Source organism: Halomonas lysinitropha (assembly GCF_902500215.1).
Classification (GTDB): Bacteria; Pseudomonadota; Gammaproteobacteria; order Pseudomonadales; family Halomonadaceae; genus Halomonas; species Halomonas lysinitropha.
This window is the reverse complement of sequence record NZ_CABVOU010000029.1, coordinates 65,764-89,537: the sequence shown is the minus strand read 5'-3', so window position 1 is coordinate 89,537 and position 23,774 is coordinate 65,764. Positions and strand designations below refer to the sequence as shown.

At 64.4% G+C, this 23,774-nt stretch carries 21 protein-coding genes; 12 read left to right on the top strand and 9 right to left on the bottom strand.

Going from position 1 to position 23,774, the window contains the following annotated elements; genetic code table 11:
* The 6 genes from HALO32_RS07830 to HALO32_RS07805 form a co-directional block, all read left to right on the top strand.
* Positions 1 to 1,068 (top strand): iron ABC transporter permease (locus HALO32_RS07830; RefSeq protein ID WP_151443234.1); only part of this gene is annotated, 1,068 nt, incomplete at its 5' end.
* Between the two features lie 116 nt (positions 1,069 to 1,184).
* Complete coding sequence (locus tag HALO32_RS07825; protein ID WP_151443233.1) at positions 1,185 to 1,754, top strand: PRC-barrel domain-containing protein; 570 nt, start codon at positions 1,185 to 1,187, stop codon at positions 1,752 to 1,754.
* A gap of 214 nt (positions 1,755 to 1,968) precedes the next feature.
* Positions 1,969 to 2,844 (top strand): AEC family transporter, encoded by an 876-nt coding sequence (locus HALO32_RS07820; RefSeq protein ID WP_151443232.1) that lies wholly within the window; start codon positions 1,969 to 1,971, stop codon positions 2,842 to 2,844.
* A 106-nt stretch (positions 2,845 to 2,950) separates the two neighbouring features.
* Positions 2,951 to 4,090, top strand: a complete 1,140-nt coding sequence (locus tag HALO32_RS07815) for a PQQ-dependent sugar dehydrogenase (RefSeq protein WP_151443231.1) — start codon at positions 2,951 to 2,953, stop codon at positions 4,088 to 4,090.
* Positions 4,091 to 4,141: 51 nt separating this feature from the next.
* Positions 4,142 to 5,584, top strand: a complete 1,443-nt coding sequence (locus tag HALO32_RS07810) for a sensor histidine kinase (RefSeq protein WP_151443230.1) — start codon at positions 4,142 to 4,144, stop codon at positions 5,582 to 5,584.
* Positions 5,581 to 6,990 (top strand): sigma-54-dependent transcriptional regulator, encoded by a 1,410-nt coding sequence (locus tag HALO32_RS07805; protein WP_225809835.1) that lies wholly within the window; start codon positions 5,581 to 5,583, stop codon positions 6,988 to 6,990. Before HALO32_RS07810 ends, HALO32_RS07805 begins: the two co-directional genes overlap by 4 nt.
* Positions 6,991 to 7,144: 154 nt before the next feature.
* On the opposite strand, the gene HALO32_RS07800 is transcribed toward HALO32_RS07805, so the two are convergent.
* Positions 7,145 to 7,498 (bottom strand): hypothetical protein, encoded by a 354-nt coding sequence (locus tag HALO32_RS07800; protein ID WP_151443229.1) that lies wholly within the window; start codon positions 7,496 to 7,498, stop codon positions 7,145 to 7,147.
* An 88-nt stretch (positions 7,499 to 7,586) separates the two neighbouring features.
* A complete protein-coding gene (locus tag HALO32_RS07795) occupies positions 7,587 to 7,931 on the bottom strand; it encodes a hypothetical protein (RefSeq protein ID WP_151443228.1) in 345 nt (114 codons plus the stop codon).
* A 377-nt stretch (positions 7,932 to 8,308) separates the two neighbouring features.
* Here HALO32_RS07795 and HALO32_RS07790 point away from each other — a divergent pair, with 377 nt between their 5' ends.
* The 5 genes from HALO32_RS07790 (at position 8,309) to HALO32_RS07770 (ending at position 13,794) form a co-directional block, all read left to right on the top strand.
* Positions 8,309 to 9,574 (top strand): quaternary amine ABC transporter ATP-binding protein, encoded by a 1,266-nt coding sequence (locus tag HALO32_RS07790; protein WP_151443227.1) that lies wholly within the window; start codon positions 8,309 to 8,311, stop codon positions 9,572 to 9,574.
* A 5-nt stretch (positions 9,575 to 9,579) separates the two neighbouring features.
* The gene (locus HALO32_RS07785; RefSeq protein WP_151443239.1) at positions 9,580 to 10,413 is read left to right on the top strand and encodes an ABC transporter permease; all 834 of its coding nucleotides are present in this window, start codon (positions 9,580 to 9,582) and stop codon (positions 10,411 to 10,413) included.
* A 90-nt stretch (positions 10,414 to 10,503) separates the two neighbouring features.
* Entirely contained in the window at positions 10,504 to 11,379 is an 876-nt protein-coding gene (locus tag HALO32_RS07780; RefSeq protein ID WP_151443226.1) for a glycine betaine ABC transporter substrate-binding protein, read from the top strand.
* Positions 11,380 to 11,640: 261 nt separating this feature from the next.
* Positions 11,641 to 12,075, top strand: coding sequence for a universal stress protein (locus tag HALO32_RS07775; protein WP_151443225.1), 435 nt, complete (start codon positions 11,641 to 11,643; stop codon positions 12,073 to 12,075).
* Between the two features lie 45 nt (positions 12,076 to 12,120).
* A complete protein-coding gene (locus HALO32_RS07770) occupies positions 12,121 to 13,794 on the top strand; it encodes a BCCT family transporter (protein WP_151443224.1) in 1,674 nt (557 codons plus the stop codon).
* A gap of 107 nt (positions 13,795 to 13,901) precedes the next feature.
* Here HALO32_RS07770 and HALO32_RS07765 read toward each other — a convergent pair whose 3' ends face one another.
* From HALO32_RS07765 to dctP, 5 genes are all read right to left on the bottom strand, one after another.
* The gene (locus HALO32_RS07765) at positions 13,902 to 14,633 is read right to left on the bottom strand and encodes a 3'-5' exonuclease (protein WP_151443223.1); all 732 of its coding nucleotides are present in this window, start codon (positions 14,631 to 14,633) and stop codon (positions 13,902 to 13,904) included.
* A gap of 1 nt (position 14,634) precedes the next feature.
* Positions 14,635 to 16,545, bottom strand: a complete 1,911-nt coding sequence (locus tag HALO32_RS07760; RefSeq protein ID WP_151443222.1) for a DUF294 nucleotidyltransferase-like domain-containing protein — start codon at positions 16,543 to 16,545, stop codon at positions 14,635 to 14,637.
* A gap of 151 nt (positions 16,546 to 16,696) precedes the next feature.
* Positions 16,697 to 17,083, bottom strand: a complete 387-nt coding sequence (locus HALO32_RS07755) for a DUF4168 domain-containing protein (protein WP_151443221.1) — start codon at positions 17,081 to 17,083, stop codon at positions 16,697 to 16,699.
* A 171-nt stretch (positions 17,084 to 17,254) separates the two neighbouring features.
* Positions 17,255 to 19,453, bottom strand: coding sequence for a TRAP transporter large permease subunit (locus tag HALO32_RS07750; RefSeq protein ID WP_151443220.1), 2,199 nt, complete (start codon positions 19,451 to 19,453; stop codon positions 17,255 to 17,257).
* Positions 19,454 to 19,599: 146 nt separating this feature from the next.
* A complete protein-coding gene (dctP, locus tag HALO32_RS07745) occupies positions 19,600 to 20,769 on the bottom strand; it encodes a TRAP transporter substrate-binding protein DctP (RefSeq protein ID WP_225809833.1) in 1,170 nt (389 codons plus the stop codon).
* Positions 20,770 to 21,188: 419 nt separating this feature from the next.
* Between dctP and HALO32_RS07740 the strand changes: the two genes are divergently transcribed.
* Positions 21,189 to 22,103: a DMT family transporter gene (locus tag HALO32_RS07740; RefSeq protein ID WP_151443219.1), complete on the top strand. Its 915-nt coding sequence runs from the start codon at positions 21,189 to 21,191 to the stop codon at positions 22,101 to 22,103.
* Here HALO32_RS07740 and mtgA read toward each other — a convergent pair.
* Both mtgA and fghA read right to left on the bottom strand, forming a co-directional pair.
* Complete coding sequence (mtgA, locus tag HALO32_RS07735) at positions 22,085 to 22,789, bottom strand: monofunctional biosynthetic peptidoglycan transglycosylase (RefSeq protein WP_151443218.1); 705 nt, start codon at positions 22,787 to 22,789, stop codon at positions 22,085 to 22,087. The two genes, HALO32_RS07740 and mtgA, sit on opposite strands and share 19 nt — an antisense overlap.
* Before the next feature lie 114 nt (positions 22,790 to 22,903).
* Positions 22,904 to 23,758: an S-formylglutathione hydrolase gene (fghA, locus tag HALO32_RS07730; protein ID WP_151443217.1), complete on the bottom strand. Its 855-nt coding sequence runs from the start codon at positions 23,756 to 23,758 to the stop codon at positions 22,904 to 22,906.
* Positions 23,759 to 23,774: the final 16 nt, after the last annotated feature.

The window sequence follows — 23,774 nt, the reverse complement described above, 5'->3', positions numbered from 1 at the left end:
CTGCCCACCCTGATCCCCACCGGGGCCACCACCGCCGCCCTGGGGGCGCCACTGCTGCTGTGGCTGATCCCCCGGCTGCGCCTGGAAGCCGGCCGCCCGCCCGGCGCCGCCACGGCCCTGGCCCCGCGTCATCCCGCGCCTGGGCGTCTGGCGGCGAAGCTGGCCCTGGGCGTGCTCGCCGCCAGCCTGCTCGCCCTGCTGCTGGGCCAGACAGCCGGCGGCTGGATCGCGACCCTCGAGGGCGCAGTGCTGGAATGGCGCTGGCCGCGGCTGCTGGCGGCCGCGGCCAGCGGGGTGATGCTAGCCGTGGCCGGCACCCTGATCCAGCGCCTCACTGCCAACCCCATGGCCAGCCCCGAGGTGCTGGGGATCAGCGGCGGCAGCGCCATCGCCCTGATCGCGGCGCTCTTCCTGCTGCCTGCTCCCGGCAACCTGACCCTGATCGCCGCGGGCACCCTGGGCGCGCTGGCCAGCCTGGCCGTGCTGGTGATGCTCAACCGGCGCAGCGGCTTCGTACCCGACCGGCTGCTGCTCAGCGGCGTGGCCATCACCGCGCTGTTCGATGCCGTGCGCGCCATCGTGCTGGCCGGCGGCGATCCTCGCGGCCAGCAGGTCATCGCCTGGCTCTCCGGCTCTACCTACTACGTCGACCCCGTCAGCGCGACCCTCGTCGCGGGCCTCGCCGTGGTGCTGGGCCTGTCGGCACGCCCCTTCGCCCGCTGGCTGGATATCCTGCCGCTGGGGGCGGCCACGGCCACGGCGCTGGGGGTACGTGTGGAACGGGCCCGGCTGGCGCTACTGTTGCTGGTCGCGCTGCTCACCGCCTGTGCCACCCTGGTGGTGGGCCCGCTCTCCTTCGTCGGCCTGCTGGCCCCCCATATGGCGCGACTGGCGGGCTTCTCCCGGGCCCGTGCTCATCTCGCCGGGGCCGCGCTGATCGGTGCCCTGCTGATGGTGCTGGCGGACTGGCTGGGCCGCCAGTTGCTGTTCCCCGCGGAGATTCCCGCCGGCCTGGTGGCCTCGCTGCTGGGCGGCGCCTACTTCATGTGGGGCCTGAGACGCCGCTGAACGAGCCTGCCAATATGCCGCCATTGAACTTGCCAGCCGCTGGCCACACTAACGAAGGAGGCGTCGACAGGCGTCATCGGTTACATGGACCTTTACGAATCACAAGGAGTGAACGAATGACTTACCGCAATCCCCTCAATCACGTTATCAAGCAGGCCTCCCTCGGGGCGCTGCTCGCCGGTGGCCTGGCCGCTGGCACTGCCATGGCCGAGTCCCAGGGCCTCTATTCCACAAGCGAACTGCTCGGTGCCGATGTCTATGCCACCTCCGGCAGCGAACAGATCGGCGACGTCGAGGACATTCTGCTCGACAACGACATGCAGGTTCGTGCCCTGGTCATCGACACCGGTGACCTGCTCGACTTGCAGGGCGATCAGCATTTCGTGATCGAATCCGGCAAGTTCACCGTCGAGACCCAGGACGGCAACAGCCTCGAGGAGATCGACTACCGGGTGAATGTCGACCTGAGCGAGGAAGAGATCGCCGAGCAGCCGCAGTACACCAACGACTGGTGGAAAAACGCCCGAGAAGGGGCCCAGCAGGCCTGGGAAGACACCAAGGAAGGCGCTGCCAGCGCATGGGAATCCACCCAGGAGGGGGCGTCACGCGCCCTGGACCGCATCGGCGAGGCACTGGAGAACGTCGGTGAACGGACCCAGGAGGCTGCCAAGCGTTCCAACGAGTAACGCCTCCGCCGCTATCCACCCGCCAGGCCCGGTCATCGACCGGGCTTTTTTACGGCTCCTCCCGGCGCGTAACGTTTGAGGACGCTGGGGTTTCGATCCTTGGCCCTGAGATGTGCCGGGCTTTTCATGCCAGCGGGATGCCGGTGTTGCTCCGAGGGGCCAGCATTCACGACAATACCTGGTCTTCTCCCACCGCCACGCAAGGATCTCGCCCATGCTCGCCGAACTCTTCGCCGTGATGGCACCCGTGCTCACCGGGGCAGGGCTCGGTTTCGTCTGGGTACGTCTCGGCCACGACTTCCCGGTGGCGTTTGTTACCCGATTGGTGTTCAACATCGGCACTCCGGCCCTGGTCATCGCCTCGCTTGCCGGTGCCGAAATCGACGCCGGCAGCTTCGGGCGCACCATGCTGGCCACGGCGCTGGTACTGACCGCCATGGCCGGCGTGGCCTTCCTGCTGGCTCGGCTATTGGGCAAGGACTGGCGGGTGTTGCTGGCACCTACGATGTACCCCAACACCGGCAACATGGGCCTGCCGGTGGTGCTCTATGCCTTCGGCAGCGCCGGCTTCGTGTACGGCATCACCGTCATGGTCACGGTGGCACTCTTCCAGTTCACCCTGGGCACCATGCTCATCAGCCGAGGTAATCCGCTGAAGACCCTGGTCAAGACCCCGACCGTCTACGCCATCCTGATCTCGCTGGCGCTGCTGCTCACCGATACCGACCTGCCACTCTGGCTCGCCAACAGCGTCGACCTGATCTCAGGCTTCACGGTACCGCTGATGCTGATCACCCTGGGCGTCTCGTTGGCCAGCATCCAGGTGCGGAGCCTGAAGTCCGGCATCGGCTTCAGTCTCTTGCGCATACCGATGGCCGCCGGCGTCGCCTGGGGCATCGGTACCCTGCTGGTGCTACCCCCCATGGGGCTGACCATCCTGGTGCTGCAGATGAGCATGCCGGTAGCGGTGTTCAACTATCTGTTCGCCCAGCGCGCCAAGCGCGAGCCCGAGTACACGGCGAGCCTGGTGTTCTGCTCGACGCTGCTGTCGCTGGTCTACCTGCCGATCCTGCTGGCGATCCTGATGTAGCCTCCCGACCCGCCTCGCGGGGAACCCCCTCGGCCCGGCAGAGTCCCTGTGTCACGTCCTTGTGTAGAATCCCTGTGCGAGAACAGCCATCGAGGGGGGAAGCCGCATGTCCACACCACGTCACGTAGTTTTGACCGCCCTGCTGCTGGGTGGAGCGCTGGTTACCGGCCCGGGGTTAGCCGCCGAGGTGACCGAGGAGCGCATCGCCACCGACCACCTTGAGCTGCGCCTGGAGCGCGTGGCGTCGGGCCTGGAGCATCCCTGGTCGGCCGCCGAGCTGCCCGACGGCCAGTGGCTGGTCACCGAGCGCCCCGGTCGCCTGGCAAGGATCAACGAGGATGGCGAGGTCACTCGCCTGTCGGGTGTACCCGATGTTTCCACTCGCGGCCAGGGTGGTCTGCTCGATATCGCTCTGCACCCGGACTACACGCAGGGCAGCGATTGGGTCTACTTCACCTGGAGCCAGGGCGGCAACGGCGGCAGCGCCACTACCCTCAGCCGGGCACGGATCGAGGACGACAGGCTGGTGGATGTGGAGCAACTCTTCGTCCAGGACCGCTTCTCCCGGCCGGGCCGCCACTACGGCTCGCGGCTGGCCTGGCGCGATGACGGCACCCTGCTGATGACCATCGGCGAACGCGGCAGCCCCGAGCGCGCCCAGGACCCCGGCGACCATGCCGGCAGCGTCCTGCGTCTCACCGAGGACGGCGAGGTTCCCGACGACAACCCCTTCATCGACGACGCGGACGCCCTGCCCGAGCTCTTCACCTACGGCAACCGTAACCCCCAGGGGCTGGTGGTGAGTGCCGACGGCACCGCCTGGTCCACCGAGCACGGACCGCGCACCGGCGACGAGCTCAACCGGCTCGAGGCCGGGGTCAACTACGGCTGGCCACAGGTGAGCCGCGGCAACGACTACGCCACCAACCTGCCCATCGGTCTCGACAGCGCCCCCGGCATGCGCGACCCCGTGCATGTCTTCGAGGGACGCTTCGCTCCCTCGGGCCTGACCCAGGTAACCGGCGACACCTTTCCCGAGTGGGAACACGACCTGCTGGCCGGCGGCCTGGCCAGCGAGAAACTGGTTCGTCTCGCCCTGGACGGCGATGAGGTGATCGATCAGGAGGTGATCCTCGAGGGGGAAATCGGCCGCATCCGCGACGTGCACCTGGGGAGCGACGGCGCCCTCTACCTGCTCAGCGACCACGACGACGGCGGCCTCTATCGCCTGACGCCCGCCGACTAGCCACGACGAGGGCCGCAACGGACGCGGCCATGACGAGCACAGGGATCGCCCATGCGACTGCGCAACCTGATCATCGTCACGGTCATCGTGCCGCTCTTCCTGGTGCTGATGGTCTTCAGCCTGGTGGCCATCAAGTCGCTGGAGGACAACGTGCGCTCCAAGCTGGAGACCGAGGTCGAGACCATCAGCCGGGCCATCGGCACCTCCCTGGGCTACGCCCTGACCCGCGAAACAGCGGAGTCGCTGCAGGAGACCCTGCAGTCTGCCTTCTCCTACAACCGCATCTACGGCGCCTATGTCTTCGACCTCGAGGGCAACGAGATTCATGGCCTGGGGCTCGGCGAGGCGCTCTACGATGACGCCGAGCGGCAGTCCGTGGTCGAGGCCGGGGAGATGCGCAGCGACTATCACGACGAGGAAGGCTGGACCTACTTCTCGACACTGATGCCGCTGAGTTCCCCCGACGGCAAGACCCTCGGCGTGCTGCAGGTCAATCGCCTGACTAGCGGTATCGAGACCTACACTGGCTTTCTCAGCCGGGTCGCCCTGGTCGCCTTCGGCCTCGGTGCCGCAGGCATCGTACTGGGCATCTGGTGGATGTTCCGGCGCCATATCGAGCGGCCGCTGAGCCGGCTGCTCAAGGTGATGGAGCGAGTCGCCCGGGGCGAGCGCCGCCAGCGGGCGGCAACCCAGGGCCTCGATGAGTTCCGTCGGCTCGGCCTGGCCCTCAACCACATGCTCGACGCCCTGGCCGAGAAGGATGCCGATATCGAGGCCCGACAGCACCGTGAGATCGAGCTGGAGCAGCGCCTGCGCAAGTCGCGCAAGCTGGCCGAGCTCGGTGTCCTGGCCGCCGGAGTGGCCCACGAGGTCGGCACGCCACTGACCGTGATCGAGGGCCAGGCCCAGCGCCTCGCGCGTCAGGATGGCATCGGCGAGGATGAACGGCGCCGCCTGGACCGCATCCGTGGCGAGGTAGAGCGCATCGTCACCATCGTGCGCCAGCTGATGGACCTGGGGCGCCAGCACAACGTGGAGAAGGAGTGGCTGGCCCTGGACGACCTCGTCCAGGACGCCCGTCAACTGGTCGAGGCCGACCTCGAGGCACGCGATATCCGCCTCGAACCGGTGCTGCCGGACCCACCGGTGCTGCTGCTGGCCAATGGACAGCAGCTGGTCCAGGTCCTCACCAACCTGCTGCGCAATGCCAGCCAGGCCGACGACGTCCGGCACATCCGGCTCGCGGCCCGCCATCGGGACGACAGCCTCTGCCTGACCATCGAGGACGACGGCCATGGCATCCCCGAGGCCGACCGGACGCGGGTCTTCGATCCCTTCTTCACCACCAAGCCCGTGGGCCAGGGCAGCGGCCTGGGGCTCTCCATGGCCCATCGCATCATCAACGACCACGGCGGCTCCATCGGCGCCTTCGACAGCGCCCTGGGTGGCGCCGGCGTCGAGATCGTCCTGCCACTCGAGGACACCACCCCATGAACGGACACGACATGCCGGCCACGCAACGCGACATGCCTGCCCTGCCCCTGCTGATCGTCGAGGACGACCCGGCCATTCTGGAGCTGCTCGAGGAGGAGCTGGCCGACGCCGGCTACGCGAGCCTCGCCGCGACCAGTGCCGAGCAGGCCCTGGCCACGCTTAGCCACAGCGAGGTGGCCCTGGTGATCAGCGACGTGCGCCTGCCGGGCATCGACGGCATGCAGCTGCTCGAGCGGCTGCGCCGCGAGGGGAGCACGGTGGGCTTCATCGTGATCACCGCCTTCGGCACCATCGACCAGGCCGTGGAGGCACTCAAGCAGGGCGCCGACGACTTCCTGACCAAGCCGCTGGACCTGGAGGGGCTGCGCGAGGCGGTCTACCGGGTGCTGGAGAGCCGCCGCCTGGCTTCGCGCCTGGCCTACGATGGAGAGGCGAACAGCTTCCACGGCATCGTTGGCGAGAGCGAGGCCATGCAGTCGCTGTTCCACGACGCCGTCCGGCTGGCCGACAGCGATGCGCCCATGCTGCTGCTCGGCGAAAGCGGCACCGGCAAGGAGCTGATGGCGCGGGCCGTGCATGCCGAGAGCCCGCGTCGCGATGGGCCCTTCGTCGCCGTGAACTGCGCCAGCATCCCAGCCGAGCTGATGGAGAGCGAGTTCTTCGGCCATGTGAAGGGCGCCTTCACCGGTGCCGACGAGTCCCGCCAGGGACTCTTCCAGGCTGCGGGGGGCGGCAGCCTCTTCCTCGACGAGATCGGCGAGATGCCTACCGCCCTGCAGGCCAAGCTGCTCAGGGCCCTGCAGGAGAAGAGCGTGAGACCGGTGGGCGCCGAACGCGAGGAAGCGGTGGACGTGCGCATTATCGCCGCCACCCATCGCCAGCTGGAGCAGGAGATCGAGGATGGCCACTTCCGCAGCGACCTCTTCTATCGTCTCGAGACATTCTCGCTGCGCATCCCGCCGCTGCGCGAGCGGGAGGGCGACATCGAACGGCTGATCCCGGCTCTGATCGACAAGCATGCTGGAGAACAGGACAAGCGCATCCAGCGGATCGAGCCTGTCGCCCTGGAGGCCCTGCTCGGCTACGCCTATCCGGGCAATGTGCGCGAGTTGGAGAACGCCATCATGCGGGCGGTGACCCTGGCCGAGGCGGGCCAGCTCTGCCATGCCGATCTGCCTCAGCGTATCCGCGACCAAGGCGAGGCCCGCCGCCGCACCAACCGCGAGATCCGGGCCGAGGGGACGCTGGCGAGCACGGCCACCCGGGCCGACTGGCCGAGCCTGGAAGAGGTGGAGAAGCGCTATATTCACAAGGTGCTGGCGGCCACGGGCGGCAACAAGCGGCGTACCGCCGAGGTCCTGGGGATCGCCCGGCGCACCCTCTATCGTCGTCTCGAGGAGGAATAGTCAATCAAAAAGGACCCCCGCCGCAGCGGAGGCCAGGGGTCACATGCCGGTCCGGCCAGAGGGGAACGCGATATACCGGCCTGGGAGTGGCATGGACCGGGAGAACCGTCCATCACTCTGGCGCCGCCCCGCTCCGTAGGGTGGCGCGGAGGGCTTACCAGCCCTGCTCCTCATCTTCACTATCGCCGCCCTCTTCATCCCAGGGCGCTTTCTCTTCGGCGTTCTCGTACTCGTAGGTCTCCTCGTCGCTGGCGGCCGGGTCCTTGGCACCGGGCATCGCCTCGGTGCCTTCACCGAAACCGGGATTCTGGGTCGGGTCACCCTGAGTGTTCGGCTCACCGGCCGTCGGATCTGCCGGCTGGGTCCCAGGGTCGGCCGCGGAGCCGGTGCCCTGGGCGGCGGGATCGGCGGGCTCCTCGTGCATGTCGCCAAAGGCCAGCGGGCTGGCGATCAGGCCGAAAGAAACACCGAGGATACCGAGCTTTCTGAGATAGTCCTTGGTCAGCATCTTGCACCTCTTTTCAAAGATCGAGGGTAGTCGGGCATCAGGTGACCGGTGACTGTTGGGGGTCGAACGCTCACCGGTGAAAAAATGGTCAGAAACCGCTCTGGTCGTCGCCTTCCTCCAGGCTTTCGGACGAGGACTCCATGGAATAATCCGACTCCCCAGAAGCATCCCCTTGATCAAGGGCGGGGTCCTGATCCATGGCCTGGCTCTGCTCCATGCCAGGGTCCTGGCTGTCCATGCTCGGGTCCTGTCCCATGGCGGAGGACTCCTCCCCGACTGGCTCTTCCATCGGCGCCATCTCCTCCTCCCCGTTGCCACAGCCGGCCAAGGCCAGGCTGCCGAGCGCCAGGGCGGCGAACATGGCAAGCGTCGACAGCCGACGCGAACGTTTTCCGCCATGACTGCCTCCTCGTCTCAGCTCATGGTGGGTCATCACTTTCTCCCCGAGTGGTCGTGACTGTACCCATCAAAATGCAGATAGCACGCCAGGTTTTGCCATGAAAGAAATAAATCCATAAAAATCAAATAATTAAAAAATAGTCGCAGCACTGAAGAAACGGCCTGTCGCGGGCCGAGACGTGGTCAAATTCGACACATGGGTCACCCCTGCGCCATCCTGAAGGACTTCAACACCCGGCTTTTTAATTTGAATGGTCATTCAAAAAACGCTAGGGTAGGTTTCACTCCACCGTCATGCGATGCCGCTGTCAACGCTGCAGTGAGGCATCATGACGTCGTTTTTCATGTCACGACACTCGACCCTTCGGCGCTACCCGCACCACGTCGGGGAGCCGACAAAAGGCAGAGCCAATGAACGAGAACCGAAACGTCAAGATTCGGGTACGCAACCTGAGCAAGGTCTTCGGCAACCATCCGAAGAAAGCGCTCGAACTGCGCGAACAGGGACTGAAGCGCCCCGAGATTTTCGAAAAGACCGGCCTGACGCTGGGCCTGTCGAACATCGACTTCGATGTCTATGAAGGGGAACTGCTGGTGATCATGGGGCTGTCCGGTTCGGGCAAATCGACCCTGATCCGCTGTCTGAACCGCCTGATCGAGCCCACCGAGGGCGAGATCGTCATCGACGGCGAGAATATTCCGGCGCTCAGCGAAAAGGCCCTGCTGGAGTGCCGTCGCCGCCACTTCTCCATGGTGTTCCAGAACTTCGCCCTCTTTCCCCACCGCACGGTGCAGCAGAATGCCGAATTCGGCTTGGAGATTCGCGGCGTGGACAAGGCGGAGCGGACCGAAATCGCGCGCAATGCCCTCCACCACGTTGGCCTGGACGGCTGGGAAGATGCCTACCCCAATCAGCTGTCTGGCGGTATGCAGCAGCGGGTGGGGCTGGCCCGGGCGCTGGCCAACGACTCCACGGTGCTGCTGATGGACGAGGCCTTCTCGGCACTGGACCCGCTGATCCGCGGCGACATGCAGCAGGAACTGCTCGAACTGCAGCATCGCATGCAGAAGACCACGGTGTTCATCACCCACGATCTGGACGAGGCGATCAACATCGCCGACCGCATCATCCTGCTCAAGGATGGCGAGATCGTGCAGATCGGCACGCCGGAAGAGATCCTCACCCATCCCGCGGACGAATATGTGGCACGCTTCATCGAAGGGGTGGACATGTCCAGGATCCTCACCGCCCAGCATGCCATGCGGCCGGTGCGCGCCACTGCTCGTGAAGAGGATGGCCCGCGCACCACCCTGCGCAAGATGAAGGAGAACGGGCTGGACTCCATTTACGTGACCAGCCGCGATCGCAAGCTGCTCGGCCTCGTCGAGGTTGACGCCGTTGCGCAAGCCGAACAGCAGGGTCAGGAGAACCTGCGCGACTTCATGACCCAGGAATTCCGCGCCGTCGGCCCCGAGGAGCCGCTGCACAACCTCTTCGCCATGTTCAGTGAGAAGAGCTTCCCCATCGCCGTGGTGGATGACAATCGCAAGCTGCTGGGCGTAGTGGTCAAGGGCGCCGTCCTCGACGAACTGGCCCGCGCCGCCGAGCCTGCAGAGCTGAGCGAAGAGGGAAGCGAAAACGCGAACGAGAACTTGGCAGCGGCAGGAGACGCATGATGGCTATCGAAATTCCAAGCATCCCGCTGGGCGACTGGATCGAGGGCGGCCTCGACTGGCTGACCAGCGAGTACTCCATCGTCACCCGCGCCATTTCGCGGGTGACGCAGACCGGCATCGACACGCTCAACGACGGCCTGATGTGGCTGCCCGAGTGGGGCCTGCTGGCGATCGTTGTCGCGCTTTGCTGGTGGGTGGCGAATCTTCGCCTCGGCATCGGTGCCGCCCTCGGCCTGGCACTGATCTGGAACCTGGGGCTCTGGGAGCCGATGATCGAGACCCTCACCCTGGTGGTGATCGCGACCCTGGTGGCGGTGGTGTTTGCTCTGCCGGTAGGCATCGCCGCCGCGCTTTCAGAGCGGCTCTACAGGACGATCATGCCGATCCTGGACTTCATGCAGACCATGCCGGCCTTCGTCTACCTGATCCCGGCGATTCCCTTCTTCGGCATCGGCTCGGTGTCGGCGATCTTCGCGACGGTGATCTTCTCCATGCCGCCGGCGATTCGCTTCACCACCCTGGGCATCCGCCAGGTCCCGGTAGAGCTGATCGAGGCCGCCGACGCCTACGGCGCCACCCGGAGCCAGAAGCTGATCAAGGTGCAGCTGCCGATGTCGCTGCCTACGGTGATGGCCGGCATCAACCAGACCATCATGCTGGCGCTCTCCATGGTGGTGATCGCGGCCATGATCGGTGCCGATGGGCTGGGAAGCGAAGTGTGGCGCGCCATCCAGCGCCTGCGGCCGGGCGACGGCTTCGAGGCCGGTATCGCCGTGGTCATCCTGGCCATGCTGCTTGACCGTGTGACACAGTCACTGCGCAAGGGCCGCAAGACCTGATGGCGACAAACGCTGATCGAGAGTGGACCCTTGAATTCACTCTGACGAATCCCAATATAAGACACTGAACATCCAATAAAGAGGTACACGATGAAGAAGCATCCGCTGAACCGTCGCATCCACCTCGCCGGCCTGGCCATGGCCACTGGCGTAGCCCTCACCGCCGGTGCCGCTCAGGCGCAGGACAAGGGCAGCGTGCACCTGGCCTACGTGGAGTGGTCCTCGGAGGTCGCCTCCACCAACGTGGTGCGTGCCGTGCTGGAGCAGGAAGGCTTCGAGGTCGACATGACCTCCCTCTCCGCTGCCGCCATGTGGCAGGCCGTGGCCAGCCGCGATGCCGATGCCATCGTCGCCGCCTGGCTGCCTACCACCCACGCTGACTACATGGAGCGCGTGGGTGACGAGGTCGTCGACCTCGGTCCCAACCTGGACGGCACCAAGCTCGGCCTTGTGGTGCCGGAATACACCGATGTCGATTCCATCGCCGAGCTCGACGACAACGCCGAGGATTTCGACGGCAACATCGTCGGCATCGATCCGGGCGCGGGTATCATGAGCCTCACCGAGGAGGTCCTCGAAGCCTATGAGCTCGAGGAGATCAGCCTCCAGAGTGGCAGCGGCGCCACCATGACCGCAGCCCTGCAAAGTGCCATCAATAACGAGCAGGACATCGTGGTCACCGGCTGGACACCGCACTGGATGTTCGCCCGCTGGGACCTCAAGTACCTTGATGATCCGGAGAACGTCTACGGCGGTGCCGAGCAGATTCACACCATCGCTCGTCAGGGGCTCGAGGAAGATATGCCGGAGGCCTATGCCATTCTGGATGCCTTCGAGTGGACCCCGGAGCAGATGGGCGAAGTCATGCTGATGAACCAGGAAGACGATGCCGACCCCTACGAGAACGCCAAGCAGTGGGTCGCGGACAACCAGGACGTGGTTCAGGAGTGGCTGCCAGAGTCGTAATGGCGTGACAGGCCTCGCGATCATCGCGAGGCTTTCTGCTACAGAGCCAGGGGCCACCGAAAGGTGGCCCTTTTTTGGTTGGGCCCTGCGACCCCCGTGCCTCTTAACGCGACGGGTCGGCTGTAATTCTTAATCAGGATCAGTACTATAACGACGCTAGCCGCTCAGTGCTGCCGTTGAATCCTGACCTGGCAAGCTGTCACAGAACAACCACAATGCACTGACGCGCTGCACCTTTGCGGCCAACAAGGAGATACAGGCATGTTCCACAAGATCATGGTGCCGGTCGATCTGGCACATCTCGAGGTGATCGAGCCGTCGCTGCAGGCCGTGGCAGATCTCGCTCGCCACTATGATGCCGAGGTCTGCTACGTGGGCGTCACGTCCAACGCGCCGAGCAGCGTGGCGAGGACCCCCCAGGAATACGCACAGAAGCTAGACGCCTTCGCCCAGGAACGCAGCAAGGTCCACGGCCAGCCGGTCAGCACGAAGACCATCAACAGTCCCGATGTGATCGCCGATCTCGATGACCTCCTGATCAAGGCCATCGATGACGTAGGCGCCGACCTGGTCGTCATGCCAACCCATCCCCCCAAGCACGTGGACGTCATCATGCCGTCACACGGCGGCAAGGTGGCCAGCCACACCAAGGCCTCGGTGTTCCTGGTCCGGCCTTCAGCCAACAAATCCTCATGAGTGCACCGATGAACTTCAACCCGACGACAAAAAGGGAGATGTCTCGTGGCTAACGACCCCCAAGACGAAAACCCCAAGGAGCCAACTACCGGCTCCGAGGGCATTCCCGCTCCGCAGGGGGCGGCGAACCTCATCGATACCGACTACGTGATCGGCCAGGACAACATCACCGCGTCCCCCCTGGGAATTGATGTCGACCTGCACGGCAAGGTCTTCATCTTCTCCTCGATCGTGATTCTGCTGTTCGTGATCCTGACGCTGGCGTTGCAGGATCAGATGGAACCGATCTTCAACAGCATGTTCAGCTTCCTGACCACCAACCTGGGCTGGTTTTTCCTGCTCGGCGCCAACGTCTTCGTGATCCTGGCGCTGGTGCTGATCTTTACCCCCATGGGCAAGGTGCGCATCGGCGGCGCTGATGCCACGCCGGACTTCGGCTACCTGGGCTGGTTCTCGATGCTGTTCGCCGCCGGTATGGGTATCGGCCTGATGTTCTACGGGGTATCGGAGCCACTGGGCCACTACGGCACCGCCATGGGCGGTATCACCATGGGCGAGGATGGCCTGCGCACCGACTGGGCCCCGCTGGGTGCTGCCGCAGGGGACCAGGCCGGCGCCATCGACCTGAGCATGGCCGCCACCATCTTCCACTGGGGCTTTCACCCCTGGGGCGCCTACGCCATTGTCGGCCTGTCGCTGGCGATCTTCGCCTTCAACAAGGGCCTGCCGCTGACCATGCGTTCGATCTTCTACCCCATCCTGGGCGAGCGCATCTGGGGCTGGCCGGGGCACGTGATCGATATCCTGGCGGTATTCGCCACCCTGTTTGGCCTGACCACCTCACTGGGCATCGGCGCCACTCAGGCGGCCGGGGGCCTCGAGTACCTGTTCGGCATCCCCGCCAGCGATACCACCCTGGTGTTTCTGATCCTGGGGATTACCCTCGTGGCTCTGGGCTCGATCATGCTCGGCGTCGACAAGGGCGTGCAGCGCCTGTCGCAGATCAACATGGTGCTTGCCGCCCTGCTGCTGCTGTTCGTGATCCTGGTCGGCCCGACGTTGATGATCGCGACCGGCGTGGTCGATAACCTGGTTGGCTACGTGACCCACCTGCCGGCCCTCTCCATGCCGTTCGGGCGCGAGGACGCCAACTTCAGCCAGGGCTGGACGGCCTTCTACTGGGCCTGGTGGATCGCCTGGTCGCCCTTCGTCGGCATGTTCATTGCCCGCGTCAGCCGCGGCCGCACCGTGCGTGAGTTCCTGATCTCGGTACTGCTGGTGCCGACCCTGGCCTCGGTGGTGTGGATGACCGCCTTCGGTACCACGGCCATCGACCAGGTGGTCAATAACGGCATCACCGAAGTACAGGATGCCGCTCTGGAGTTGCAGCTCTTCACCATGCTGGAGTACCTGCCGCTGAGTGCCATTACCTCCTTTGTCGGCATCACGCTGGTGATCGTGTTCTTCATCACCTCGTCGGACTCCGGCTCACTGGTGATCGACTCCATCACCGCCGGCGGCAAGGTGGACGCTCCCAAGCCCCAGCGCATCTTCTGGGCGCTGATCGAGGGGGCACTGGCCATCGCCCTGCTGCTCGGCGGCGGTCTCGCCGCGCTGCAGACGGCCGCCCTCACCACCGGGTTGCCCTTCACGCTGGTGCTGCTGGTGGGCTGCTACGCCATCGTCAAGGGGCTGATGAGCGAACCGAAGGCCAAGTAGTAATCAGTCTTCCAACGGCCGCGACACGGCCGGCACGTCCCAGCGAGGCGGCCCCAGGGCCGCCTCGCTGCGTTCGGGTAGGAGAATCATGCGAATGCCGTCGCTGCTCAGCTCCAGAGCGCACTCAGTGGGGTGGTCGGGCTGTAGTGGCGAGAAATCTGCGCCTGCAGCAGCTCGGCAGTGGCCAGGGCATCGATCAGTGCATGATGGCCTGCGTAAGGGGGCAGGCCGTAGCGAGCCCGGCTGTCGTTGAGGCGAATCGACGCCGGCGGCCGGCCGACCCAGCGCTTGAAGCGCGCCAATAACGACTGGCGGTGGATGCGAGCCTCCAGCGACATCGTGTCGATCACCGGAAACATCACGCCCTCTCCCACCCGCGCCTTCACGGCGGCGTCCAGAAAGGGGCGCTCGATGTGGCGATAGTGCACCACCACCAGTCGCCCCGCCAGGATCTCGAGCAGATCCCCCAACGTCTCGTCGAGGTCCGGGGCCTGGGCGATATCGGCATGGGTGATGTGATGGAAGGTCACCGATTTGCCACTGAGCGGACGCGGAGGGCGCAAGACCCAGTAACGTCGATGGGCCAGCGCGATACGCCTCAGGGTAAAGGGCACCACGCCGATGCTGACGATCGCATGACGCCGCTCGTCCAGGCCGGTGGTCTCCATGTCCATGGCCACCATCGGCACCTCGCCGATAGGGGTCTCGGGGTCGGGCATTCCAGCGGCGAAGTAGCGCGTCAACCTCGGGTCTCTGGCTGTTTCGGCGCGGCTGGCCAGATAATCTGGCCAGCCCGGCTTGGGGGGGGACGCTCGCGGACGAAGCCGTATCGCCGCCATCTCAGCGAGACCTTGAGCGTGACGGCATGGGATAGCGGAACTTGAGAAATTTCTGCGCGTTGCTCAACACCTGGAAGGCATCCTTGAGGTTGTGACGTTCCGTGTCGGAGACACTCTCCGGCTCGATGTTGTTATCCGGAATCCGATCATGCTCGATATCGATCACATGGTGGCGGATACGGGATATCGACAGGAACTCGTGAGCGTAGCGCAGCTTCTGACTCACCCCGGTGGCCAGCAGCTGAGTGCGATCGATGTCATCGAGTCGCGCGAAGCTGTTCTGGGCCCGCGACCCGCAGGCCAAGGCATGCACACGAATCAGATCGGTCATCGGCGCCGTGCCGCGGCGCTTGAGGTTGATGGAGTTGTTCTGCTTGCCATCCTTCTCCATCACGAAAGTCCGGAAGAAGCCCAGCGGCGGGGTGCGGTTCAAAGCATTGCGGGCCATGGCGGCCAGGAATAGCGGACTCGTCGGGGCCCGGCTCGCCACCAGGTCCTGAAGCTGCTCGACAAAGGCATTCTCGCCGTAGACGGCGTCCAGATCGAAGAAGATCGAGCTGTGCAACAGTCGCTCGGGAGAGGGATCATCGATCCACTCCTGGAAGTACTGTTTCCACACCGAGAGAGGCTGCCGCCAGCGGGCATTGGTGGCCATGATATCCCCCTTGCAGTAGGGGTAGCCGCAGGCATCCAGGCCGTCACTGACCCGCTGGGCCAGCTTGAGAAAGTAGGCGTCGTGACGCTCAGGATCGAAGTCGTCGGCGAGTACCAGGGCATTGTCCTGGTCGGTGACGATGGACTGCTCGTTACGGGCCATGGAGCCGTTGACCATGAAGCAGTAGGCTACCGGCGGAGGGCCCAGCTCATCCTCGGCCAGTTCCAGCAGCCGGCGCGTAAAGCTGCGCCCGATGGTGGAGAGCGCGCTGCCCACCATACGCGAGTCGGCTCCCTCCTCGACCATGCGCACGAAGGCGGCACGCGCGTCGGACGTCAGCCGCGCCAGTCCCTCGACGCTGGACTGGTGGAAGATGTTGCTCACCAGATAGAGGCTGCTGCCGGTCTCGTAGCGGATGATATCGGAAAGATGGACGATGCCCACGGGATGGCGGCGGTACATCACCGGCAGGTGATGGATATTGTTGCGCAGCATGCACAGCATTGCCTCGTGCACCGACTCATCGGACTGGATGGCGATCAGGCGCTTGCCTATCACCTCCCCTACCGGCGTTTCGGAAGGACGCCCCTCGGCGACAACACGTTTTCGGAAGTCGCTGTCGGTGAGGATGCCCCGCACCTGCCAGTGGCGATCCTGGCTGTCGCGGAACGTGTAGCGAGGCGCATCCGCGGGGGCATCAAGCACCAGTACTGCCGAGGCGCCGGAGTCGGTAATCTGACGGGCGGCCTCCTGCACCGTGGTGGACGCCTCGACCATCACCGGGTAACGCGTCAGCAGCTTGCGCACCCGGGTAATCATCATGTCGCTGTTCTTATTATGCTCCTTGACCGTCGACTCCAGGCGCGGCCGCTCGAGCTCGACGAAGTCGGCAAAATTGTCGTCGGCCTCGCAGAGCCGCTGGAAGGCGGACTCGGGGATGAAGTAGATCAGCGTGTCTTCCATGGCTTGGGCCGGAAAACGGACACGATGATTGCGAAGCAGACTGAACTGGCCGAAGATATCGCCCTCGCCCAGGCGGTTGTAGAGCTCGCCGCCCCGACGATAAACCTCCACGGCTCCGCTGCGGATATAGCAGAGTTCGTGAACCTCCTGATCGAGCACCAGAATGTCGCTGCCGGCCTTGAAGTAGGCCACTTCCACGCTGCCGGCCAACTCGTCGAGCAGCTCATCGGAGAGCCCATCGAAGGGGGGGAAGCGGCCCATATGCTGGCGGATTTCAAGCAGTTCCACATCCATGCGTTACGCCCCCACCTGTATCATGTGATGTCACCAGTCTGGAATGCACGCGGTAGGGTGTAAAGGGCAGTGCTGGCCGCCAGACAAGATGAGGGCCACCCCGTGGGGTGGCCCTCTTTTGCCGATTACCGCGGTGAAAATGAGCGCGGTTTTACGACTCGGCCATTTCCTGTACGCGCTGCATCATTTCCGGGTCCTGCTGGATAGCCTGGCCGATGGCATTGAAGGTATCCACGTCGAGACCGCTGTCCTCGACTACCTTGACCATCTCGTCATTGGCCTCCATACGAACTTCCTGCTGGGCTTGTTCATCTTCTGCCGCCTGGAGCTCCTGGGTGTACTCCTGAGAGATCACGGCGATCTCCTGAGACGCATCGGCGAACTGCTGAAGCTGCTCGTCGGAGAAGTCTTGGGCGGGGGCCTGAGCCTGACCTGAGGCGGCCGGGTCCTGGCTCTGCTGAGTGTCCTGTGCGTGCGCGGCACCGGCCAGACCGAGAGAGAGAAGGGCGGCCGAGAACAGAGCAGTCATCCGTTGCATGAATACCTCCAGGGTGTTGCGTTGTGAATGTGCCCCCCTGTGACGCCTGGCGTCACGGCGAGTTCAGACCATTTAGTAACAGAGTGTAAAAATTCGAGACCTCGTAACCACCGACGAAAGGCGCTCCCCGCAGGGAGCGCCTCGAGTACCTTGACAGCCCAATGCCTGTTCTCAGCCGTAGGCCAGGTTAGGCAGCCAGGTGACCAGTGCCGGGAAGAGGATGACCAGCATCAGCCCCAGGGCCTGGATGCCCAGGAAGGGGAAGGAGGAGCGGAAGATCTGCGCCATGGTGATGTGCGGCGGACAGACGCCCTTGATGTAGAAGAGCGCATAGCCGAACGGCGGGCTCAGGAAGGACATCTGCATGTTGACCAGGTAGATGACGCCGAACCATAGCGACACATCGGTGGCATTGACGCCGGGCAGGCCGAACAGGCCGTCGAAGGTAAGCCCCTCAATCAGCGGCACGAAGATCGGTACCGCCAGCAGCAGGATCCCCACCCAGTCGAGGAACATCCCCAGGGCCACCAGCAACACCATCATCAGCAGCAGCACCGCGTAGGGGCTCAGGCCCGCACCGGAGATCAGCTCCTGCACGAAGGTCTGGCCACCCTGCAGGATATAGAAGCCGACGAAGATGCTAGCGCCGAAGATGATCCACATCACCATCGCCGAGGCCACCAGCGTGCTCATGCAGGCGGCATGCAGGTTGGGCCAGGTCAGGCGCTTGTGCATGGCGGCCACCACCAGGGCACCGAAGGTGCCAATGCCGGCCGCTTCGACCGGTGTGGCGATGCCGGTAAAGATGATACCCAGCACCAGGATCACCAGGATGATCGGTGCCAGCATCTTGCGCAGAATTCGCAGCTTCTCCTTCATGTCGACCCGGTCCTCGACGGGCATCGGCGGGGCCAGCTTGATGTTCAGGGTGCCACGCATCCAGCAGTAGAAGCCGTACATGAAAGCCAGCAGCAGACCAGGAATCAGCGAGCCCAGGTAGAGCTCACCCACCGACTGCTGGGCGATCACGCCGTAGATGATGGCCAGGATCGAGGGCGGGATCAGAATGCCCAGCGTTCCGCCGGCCATGATCGAGCCGATGGCGATTTCCGGGTCGTAATTGCGCTTGAGCATTGCCGGCAAGGCGATCAAGCCCATGGTCACCACCGCGGCCCCGATCACGCCGACCATGGCGGCCAACAGCGTGGAGGCAATGATGGTGGCGATGGCCAGGCCCGCCTTGAGCCCGCCCATCCACTTGTAGACGACGTCGAACAGCTCCTCGATGATCCCCGCCTTCTCCAGCACCGAGGCCATGAAGATGAACAGCGGGATGGCCGAGAGCTGGTAGTTGGTCATCATCGGGAAGATGCGCGACGGCATCAGATTAAGCATGTCCTGGGTGCCGATCAGATAGAGGAAGCAGACCCCCAGGCCGCCGGTGACGAAGGCGAGCGGCAGGCCCGCCACCAATACCACCATCAGCGAACCGAACATCACCAGCGTGAGGGAACCGATGCCCACGTTGCCCAGAACCCCCTCGAGACTCCCCGCCAGGCTGTCGTAGTCGGTCACCGCGATATTGACCATCTCGAAGGCCACCCAGGCCGCCAGCAGCCCGGCAACGATCAGCAGCACCCGGGCGAAGGTCCGACTGCCCTGGTGCAGGCGCCAGTGATAGCGATAGGACTGGCCATCACGCAACAGCTGCCCTATCCCCTGCAGCAGCAACAGCAAAGCGCCGAAGAAGAGCATGAATTTCACCGGATAGAACTGGATCGCCCACTCGGTGAAGGAGGTCTCGTTGGCGTAGCTCGAGCCGAAGAAGTACGCATCGCTCACCGACTGGGAGAAGAACTTCCAGCCGGTGGACAGCAAGGCGATGGTGAAGATGAAGAAGAAGATCGAGGTCACCAGGTCCAGCGCCGCCCTGTTGAGCGGCTTGGCACGCTGGTAGAGGATATCGACACGCACGTGCCCGCCCTCGCGCAGGGCATAGGCGCCGGCTATCAGATATTGCATGCCGAACATCAGGGTCATCGACTCATGAGCCCAGTTGGTCGGTGAATTGAAGGCGTAGCGCACCAGCACTTCGTAGGTAAAGATGAAGGGCGCTATCAGCGCCCAGTAGGCCACGTAACGGCCTGAAAACCCGGAAATGCGATCGACGACGTTAGTGAAGAGATTACCGGGCGGCTGGTAGGAAACCTCGACTTCCTGGCCGGCCGGTACCTCGGCGGTGTCGCCGCCGGAGATGGTCCCACCGCGCCGAAAGCTTCGATCGACGAGGAACATCACCACCAGCGGCAAAATCAGCAGCACCGACCAGTAGAGCCAGTGCGGCAGAACGAATTCGATATCAAGGTTCATGGACACTCCTCCGTGACACCATTACCTCCCGGCGATGGCTACGGATCATCGAGTCGACGGGATAAGGGATTAGAAAGTGATTACCCAACATAAACCGGGTGTTGCGGCCCATGGCCCACAACACCCGGGTTGGTCGTGCAGATGGTTCAGACGTTGAGTTCGTAATCCTTGATGTCGTCCTCGGTGATCAACGCCACCGCCGGATCCATCATGGTATCGAGGTGCGCCTTGAAGAGGCGTGCGGCATCTGCATCCTTGTTGGCCCACTTGAACCACAGCGGGATGGCGGCCTCGCGGAAACGGGTGGCATCGTCCTCGGTCAGGTGGATGATCTCCACACCCTTCTCGCGATACTTCGGCCAGGCCTCGGCATTGGCCTTCTGGATCGCCGCGTAGTGCTCGCGGGAGTAGCCCGCCACCAGGTCGTGCATCAGGTCCTGCGTCTGTGAGGACATGCGCTCGAAGGTGCGACGGTTGACGGAGATATCCATAAGGTCGACGGCCTGGTGCAGGCAGGGCGTGGAGGGCGGCCCCATGATGATGTAGTCGGCGACCTGCCAGAAGCCCAACTCGTAGTTCACCGCAGCACCGGTAAAGTCGGCGGCATCGATGGTGCCCTTCTCCAGCGCCGGGTAGACCTCGGAGCCCGGCAGCAGGGTGGTCTGGGCGCCGATGGAGGCAAAGGTCTCGGCGACGATGCCACCCGGCATGCGCAGCTTGATTCCCTTGAAATCATCGAAGCTGCGAAGCGGGACCTTGGAGTGAATCAGGTTGAGGTCGTGGTGGACATAGCCCAGCAGTTCCTGGCCCTGTTTGCGGTAGAGCTCCTTGGCGATACCGAAACCACCGTAGGCCCCGAACATCATGTCCCACTGATGGGGCAGCGACAGACCCATAGGGAAGGCCGACAGGAAGACGCCCGCCGGCATCTTGCCGGGCCAGTAGACGGTGAACCAGTTCTGACCGTCGATCACGCCGTTGCGCACGGCGTCGGCGACCTCGAAGGCGCCGGCCACGGCACCGGCGGGAAAGGGCTCGATGTTCACCTCGCCGCTGGTCGCTTCGACGACGCCCTTGGCCCACTCCTCGAAGGTGCGGTAGCCGACGGTACCCGGCTGCCAGGAGGACTGCATACGGATGCGGATGCCCTCCTGAGCCTGGACATTGCCGACCCAAGGGGCCGCGACGGCGGCTGCGGAACCCACCGCAGCGGCCTTCAGGAAATTACGCCGGCTCGGAGTCTTGAACTCCTCAAGGACTTTTGTGTTGTCGGTGTCGACGGAAGAGATGCTTGACGGCTGCTTGTCGTCTTGCATGGCATGGACTCCTGGTTGGATAGTGCGCCCGCACTCTGAAGCGGACATCAACGGGATCTTGTTGTTGTCATCCATGGCCCATCACGCACGCCAGTGGCCTCTGAGGATGCACCGGACGGCTAGTACCGCTTTCCCTGCGGGCTCGGGAAGGTCTCATTAATCTGGAAACGTCTTCCATGATGGAAAGTAGCGAAAAGCCCGCCCCCGGCCAATAGCGACTTTCAACGCAGAAGGCACTCGAATATTGGTCAGACCAGGCGATTAAAGGGGGCAACACCCTGTCTAGACAGGCAAAAACTTGGTCTTACCAATTTTCCACAAAGATGTCACCTACGACCAAAGCACGAGCCAATAAATTGGCATCGCATCCCTCGGGCCGCGATGATGCCCCCACCCCCTGATCCTGGAAGCCCGTTGCCATGACATCGGAACGTCACCGCCAGGCCTTGCTGGCCGCCATGCCTATCCTCTTTGTCGCCCTGTGGAGCACCGGCTTCATCGGCGCCAAGTTTGGTCTGCCTCATGCCGAGCCCTTCACCTTCCTTTTCGTCCGCTTCGTGCTAACCCTCGCCCTGCTGGTACCGCTGGCACACTGGATTTCCGGTGAGTGGCCGCAAGGCGTGAGGCTCTGGGGACATATCGCGGTCTCCGGCCTGCTGGTCCACGGCGCCTACCTGGGAGGCGTCTTCTACGGCATCTATCAGGGCATGCCGGCGGGACTCGCCGCCCTGCTGGTAGGCCTGCAGCCGCTGCTGACCGCCGGACTCGCCGGCCCGCTGCTGGGCGAGCGACTGAGCCGACTGCAGTGGCTGGGGCTGGTGATGGGACTCGTGGGCATCGCCATGGTGCTGGGGGGCAAGCTCGACCCAGGCGAGATGCTGTTCCAGGGGTTCGGCCTCGGGGCCCTGGCCAGCATAATGGTGGCGCTGGTCGGTATCTCCCTGGGCACGCTCTATCAGAAGCGTTTCTGCACCGGCATGCCGCTGCTCTCGGGCACCGTGGTGCAATATCTCGGTGCGGGAACGCTGCTGGGACTGGGTGCGCTGCTGTTCGAGACCCGGGAGATCGACTGGGCCCCCACCTTCCTGCTGACGCTGGCCTGGCTGGTGCTGGTACTCTCCATCTCCGCCATCCTGCTGCTGATGGCGCTGATCAAGCGAGGTGAGGCTTCGCGAGTCGCCAGCCTTTTCTACCTGGTCCCGCCGGTGACAGCACTGGAGGCATGGTGGCTGTTCGACGAGCGGCTACCACCCCTGTCACTGGTCGGCATGGCAATCGCCATCGCTGGCGTGGTGCTGGTGGTGAGAAGTGGCCCTCAGAGCCGATCGAGATAAGTAGTACCGCCGAGGTTACGCATCTGCTGGCGGATCCAGACGCTGCGACGCTCCACATTCGGGCTCGGGCGCGCCGCGTCGCGCCCACGGGGATCGGGCAGGATCGCCGCCAGGCGGCTGGCCTGGACATCGTTGAGCTCGCCGGCGGAGACACCGAAGTAATGGCGGGAGGCGGCTTCGAGGCCAAAGACGCCGTTGTCCCACTCGACAATATTGAGATAGACCTCGAGGATGCGCTGCTTGGGCCACAGCGCTTCCATGAGCAGGGTGAACCAGGCCTCGAACCCCTTGCGGACCCAACTGCGCCCGGTCCACAGGAAGAGGTTCTTGGCCGTCTGCTGGCTGATGGTGCTGGCCCCGCGCAGGCGCCCCCCGTTGCGGCTAGCCTCCCAGGCGCGACGCATCTCGCCCAGATCGAAACCGTGATGGAGCGGGAAGCGCTGGTCCTCGGCGGCGATCACCGCCAGCTTGGCGCGGTCCGAGAGGTGCTCCCAGGGCTGCCACTGGTGCCGGATGTCGAGGGACTCCCCAGCGATCCAGGACTGGACCTTGCGCTCCACCATCACCATGGACCCGAACACCGGTACCACACGAAGCAGCAGTACCAGCACCAGGGAACACACCACGAAGCCCAGCAGGGTTCGCCAAAGCACCCGCCAGGCCCGCAGCAGCCATTCCCGCCTCATTGCCCAACTCGCTCGGCCATGGGGCCCCCTTGCCTATCCATGATGTCCCGTCAGTATAGCGACGCTGCCTCCCCAAGGGAGGCAGCCCGTCACCCCGCATTCGCGTGCGCTCGCTCACCGCTTGTTCAGACGCTCGGCATGGTAGCGCAGGTGCTCCTCGATAAAGGTGGCGATGAAGAAGTAGCTGTGGTCATAGCCCGGCTGGCGGCGCAGGGTCAGCGGGTGGTCATGCTCGGCGCAGACCGCCTCGAGGCGATCGGGACAGAGCTGCTCCTCGAGGAAGTCATCGGCCTCGCCCTGGTCGACGAATAGCGGCTGGCTCGACGCCCCGCGGGCCACCAGCTCGCAGGCGTCGTACTGGGTCCAGAGGCCGCGGTCCTCTCCCAGGTAGCCGGAGAAGGCCTTCTGTCCCCAGGGACACTTGCTGGGATTGACGACCGGCGCGAAAGCCGACACCGAGCGATAGTGGCCGGGGCGCCGGAGCGCCAGGATGAGCGCCCCGTGTCCGCCCATGGAGTGGCCGCTGATCGACTCACGGCCGTTGACCGGAAAATGCTGGCGTACCACCGAGGGCAGCTCCTCGGCCACGTAGTCATACATGCGGTAGTGCTTCTTCCAGGGTTGCCGGGTGGCATTGACATAGAAGCCGGCGCCGCTGCCGAAGTCATAGCTGTCATCCTCGCCCGGCAGGTCGGTCCCTCGCGGGCTGGTGTCGGGACAGACGATCGCCATGCCCAGTTCGGCGGCCATGCGATGGGCGCCGGCCTTCTGCATGAAGTTCTCATCGGTGCAGGTCAGCCCGGAGAGCCACCACAGCAGCGGCACCCGCCCAGCTTCGGCCTGGGGCGGCAGATAGATGGCGAAGGTCATCTCGCAATCCAGCGCCCGCGAGCGGTGGCGATAGCGCTTGTGCCAGCCACCGAAGCTCTTGTTGGCCGAAACCAGCTCGAGGTGTTCGGTCATGGTCATGGGTCACGCTCCCTTG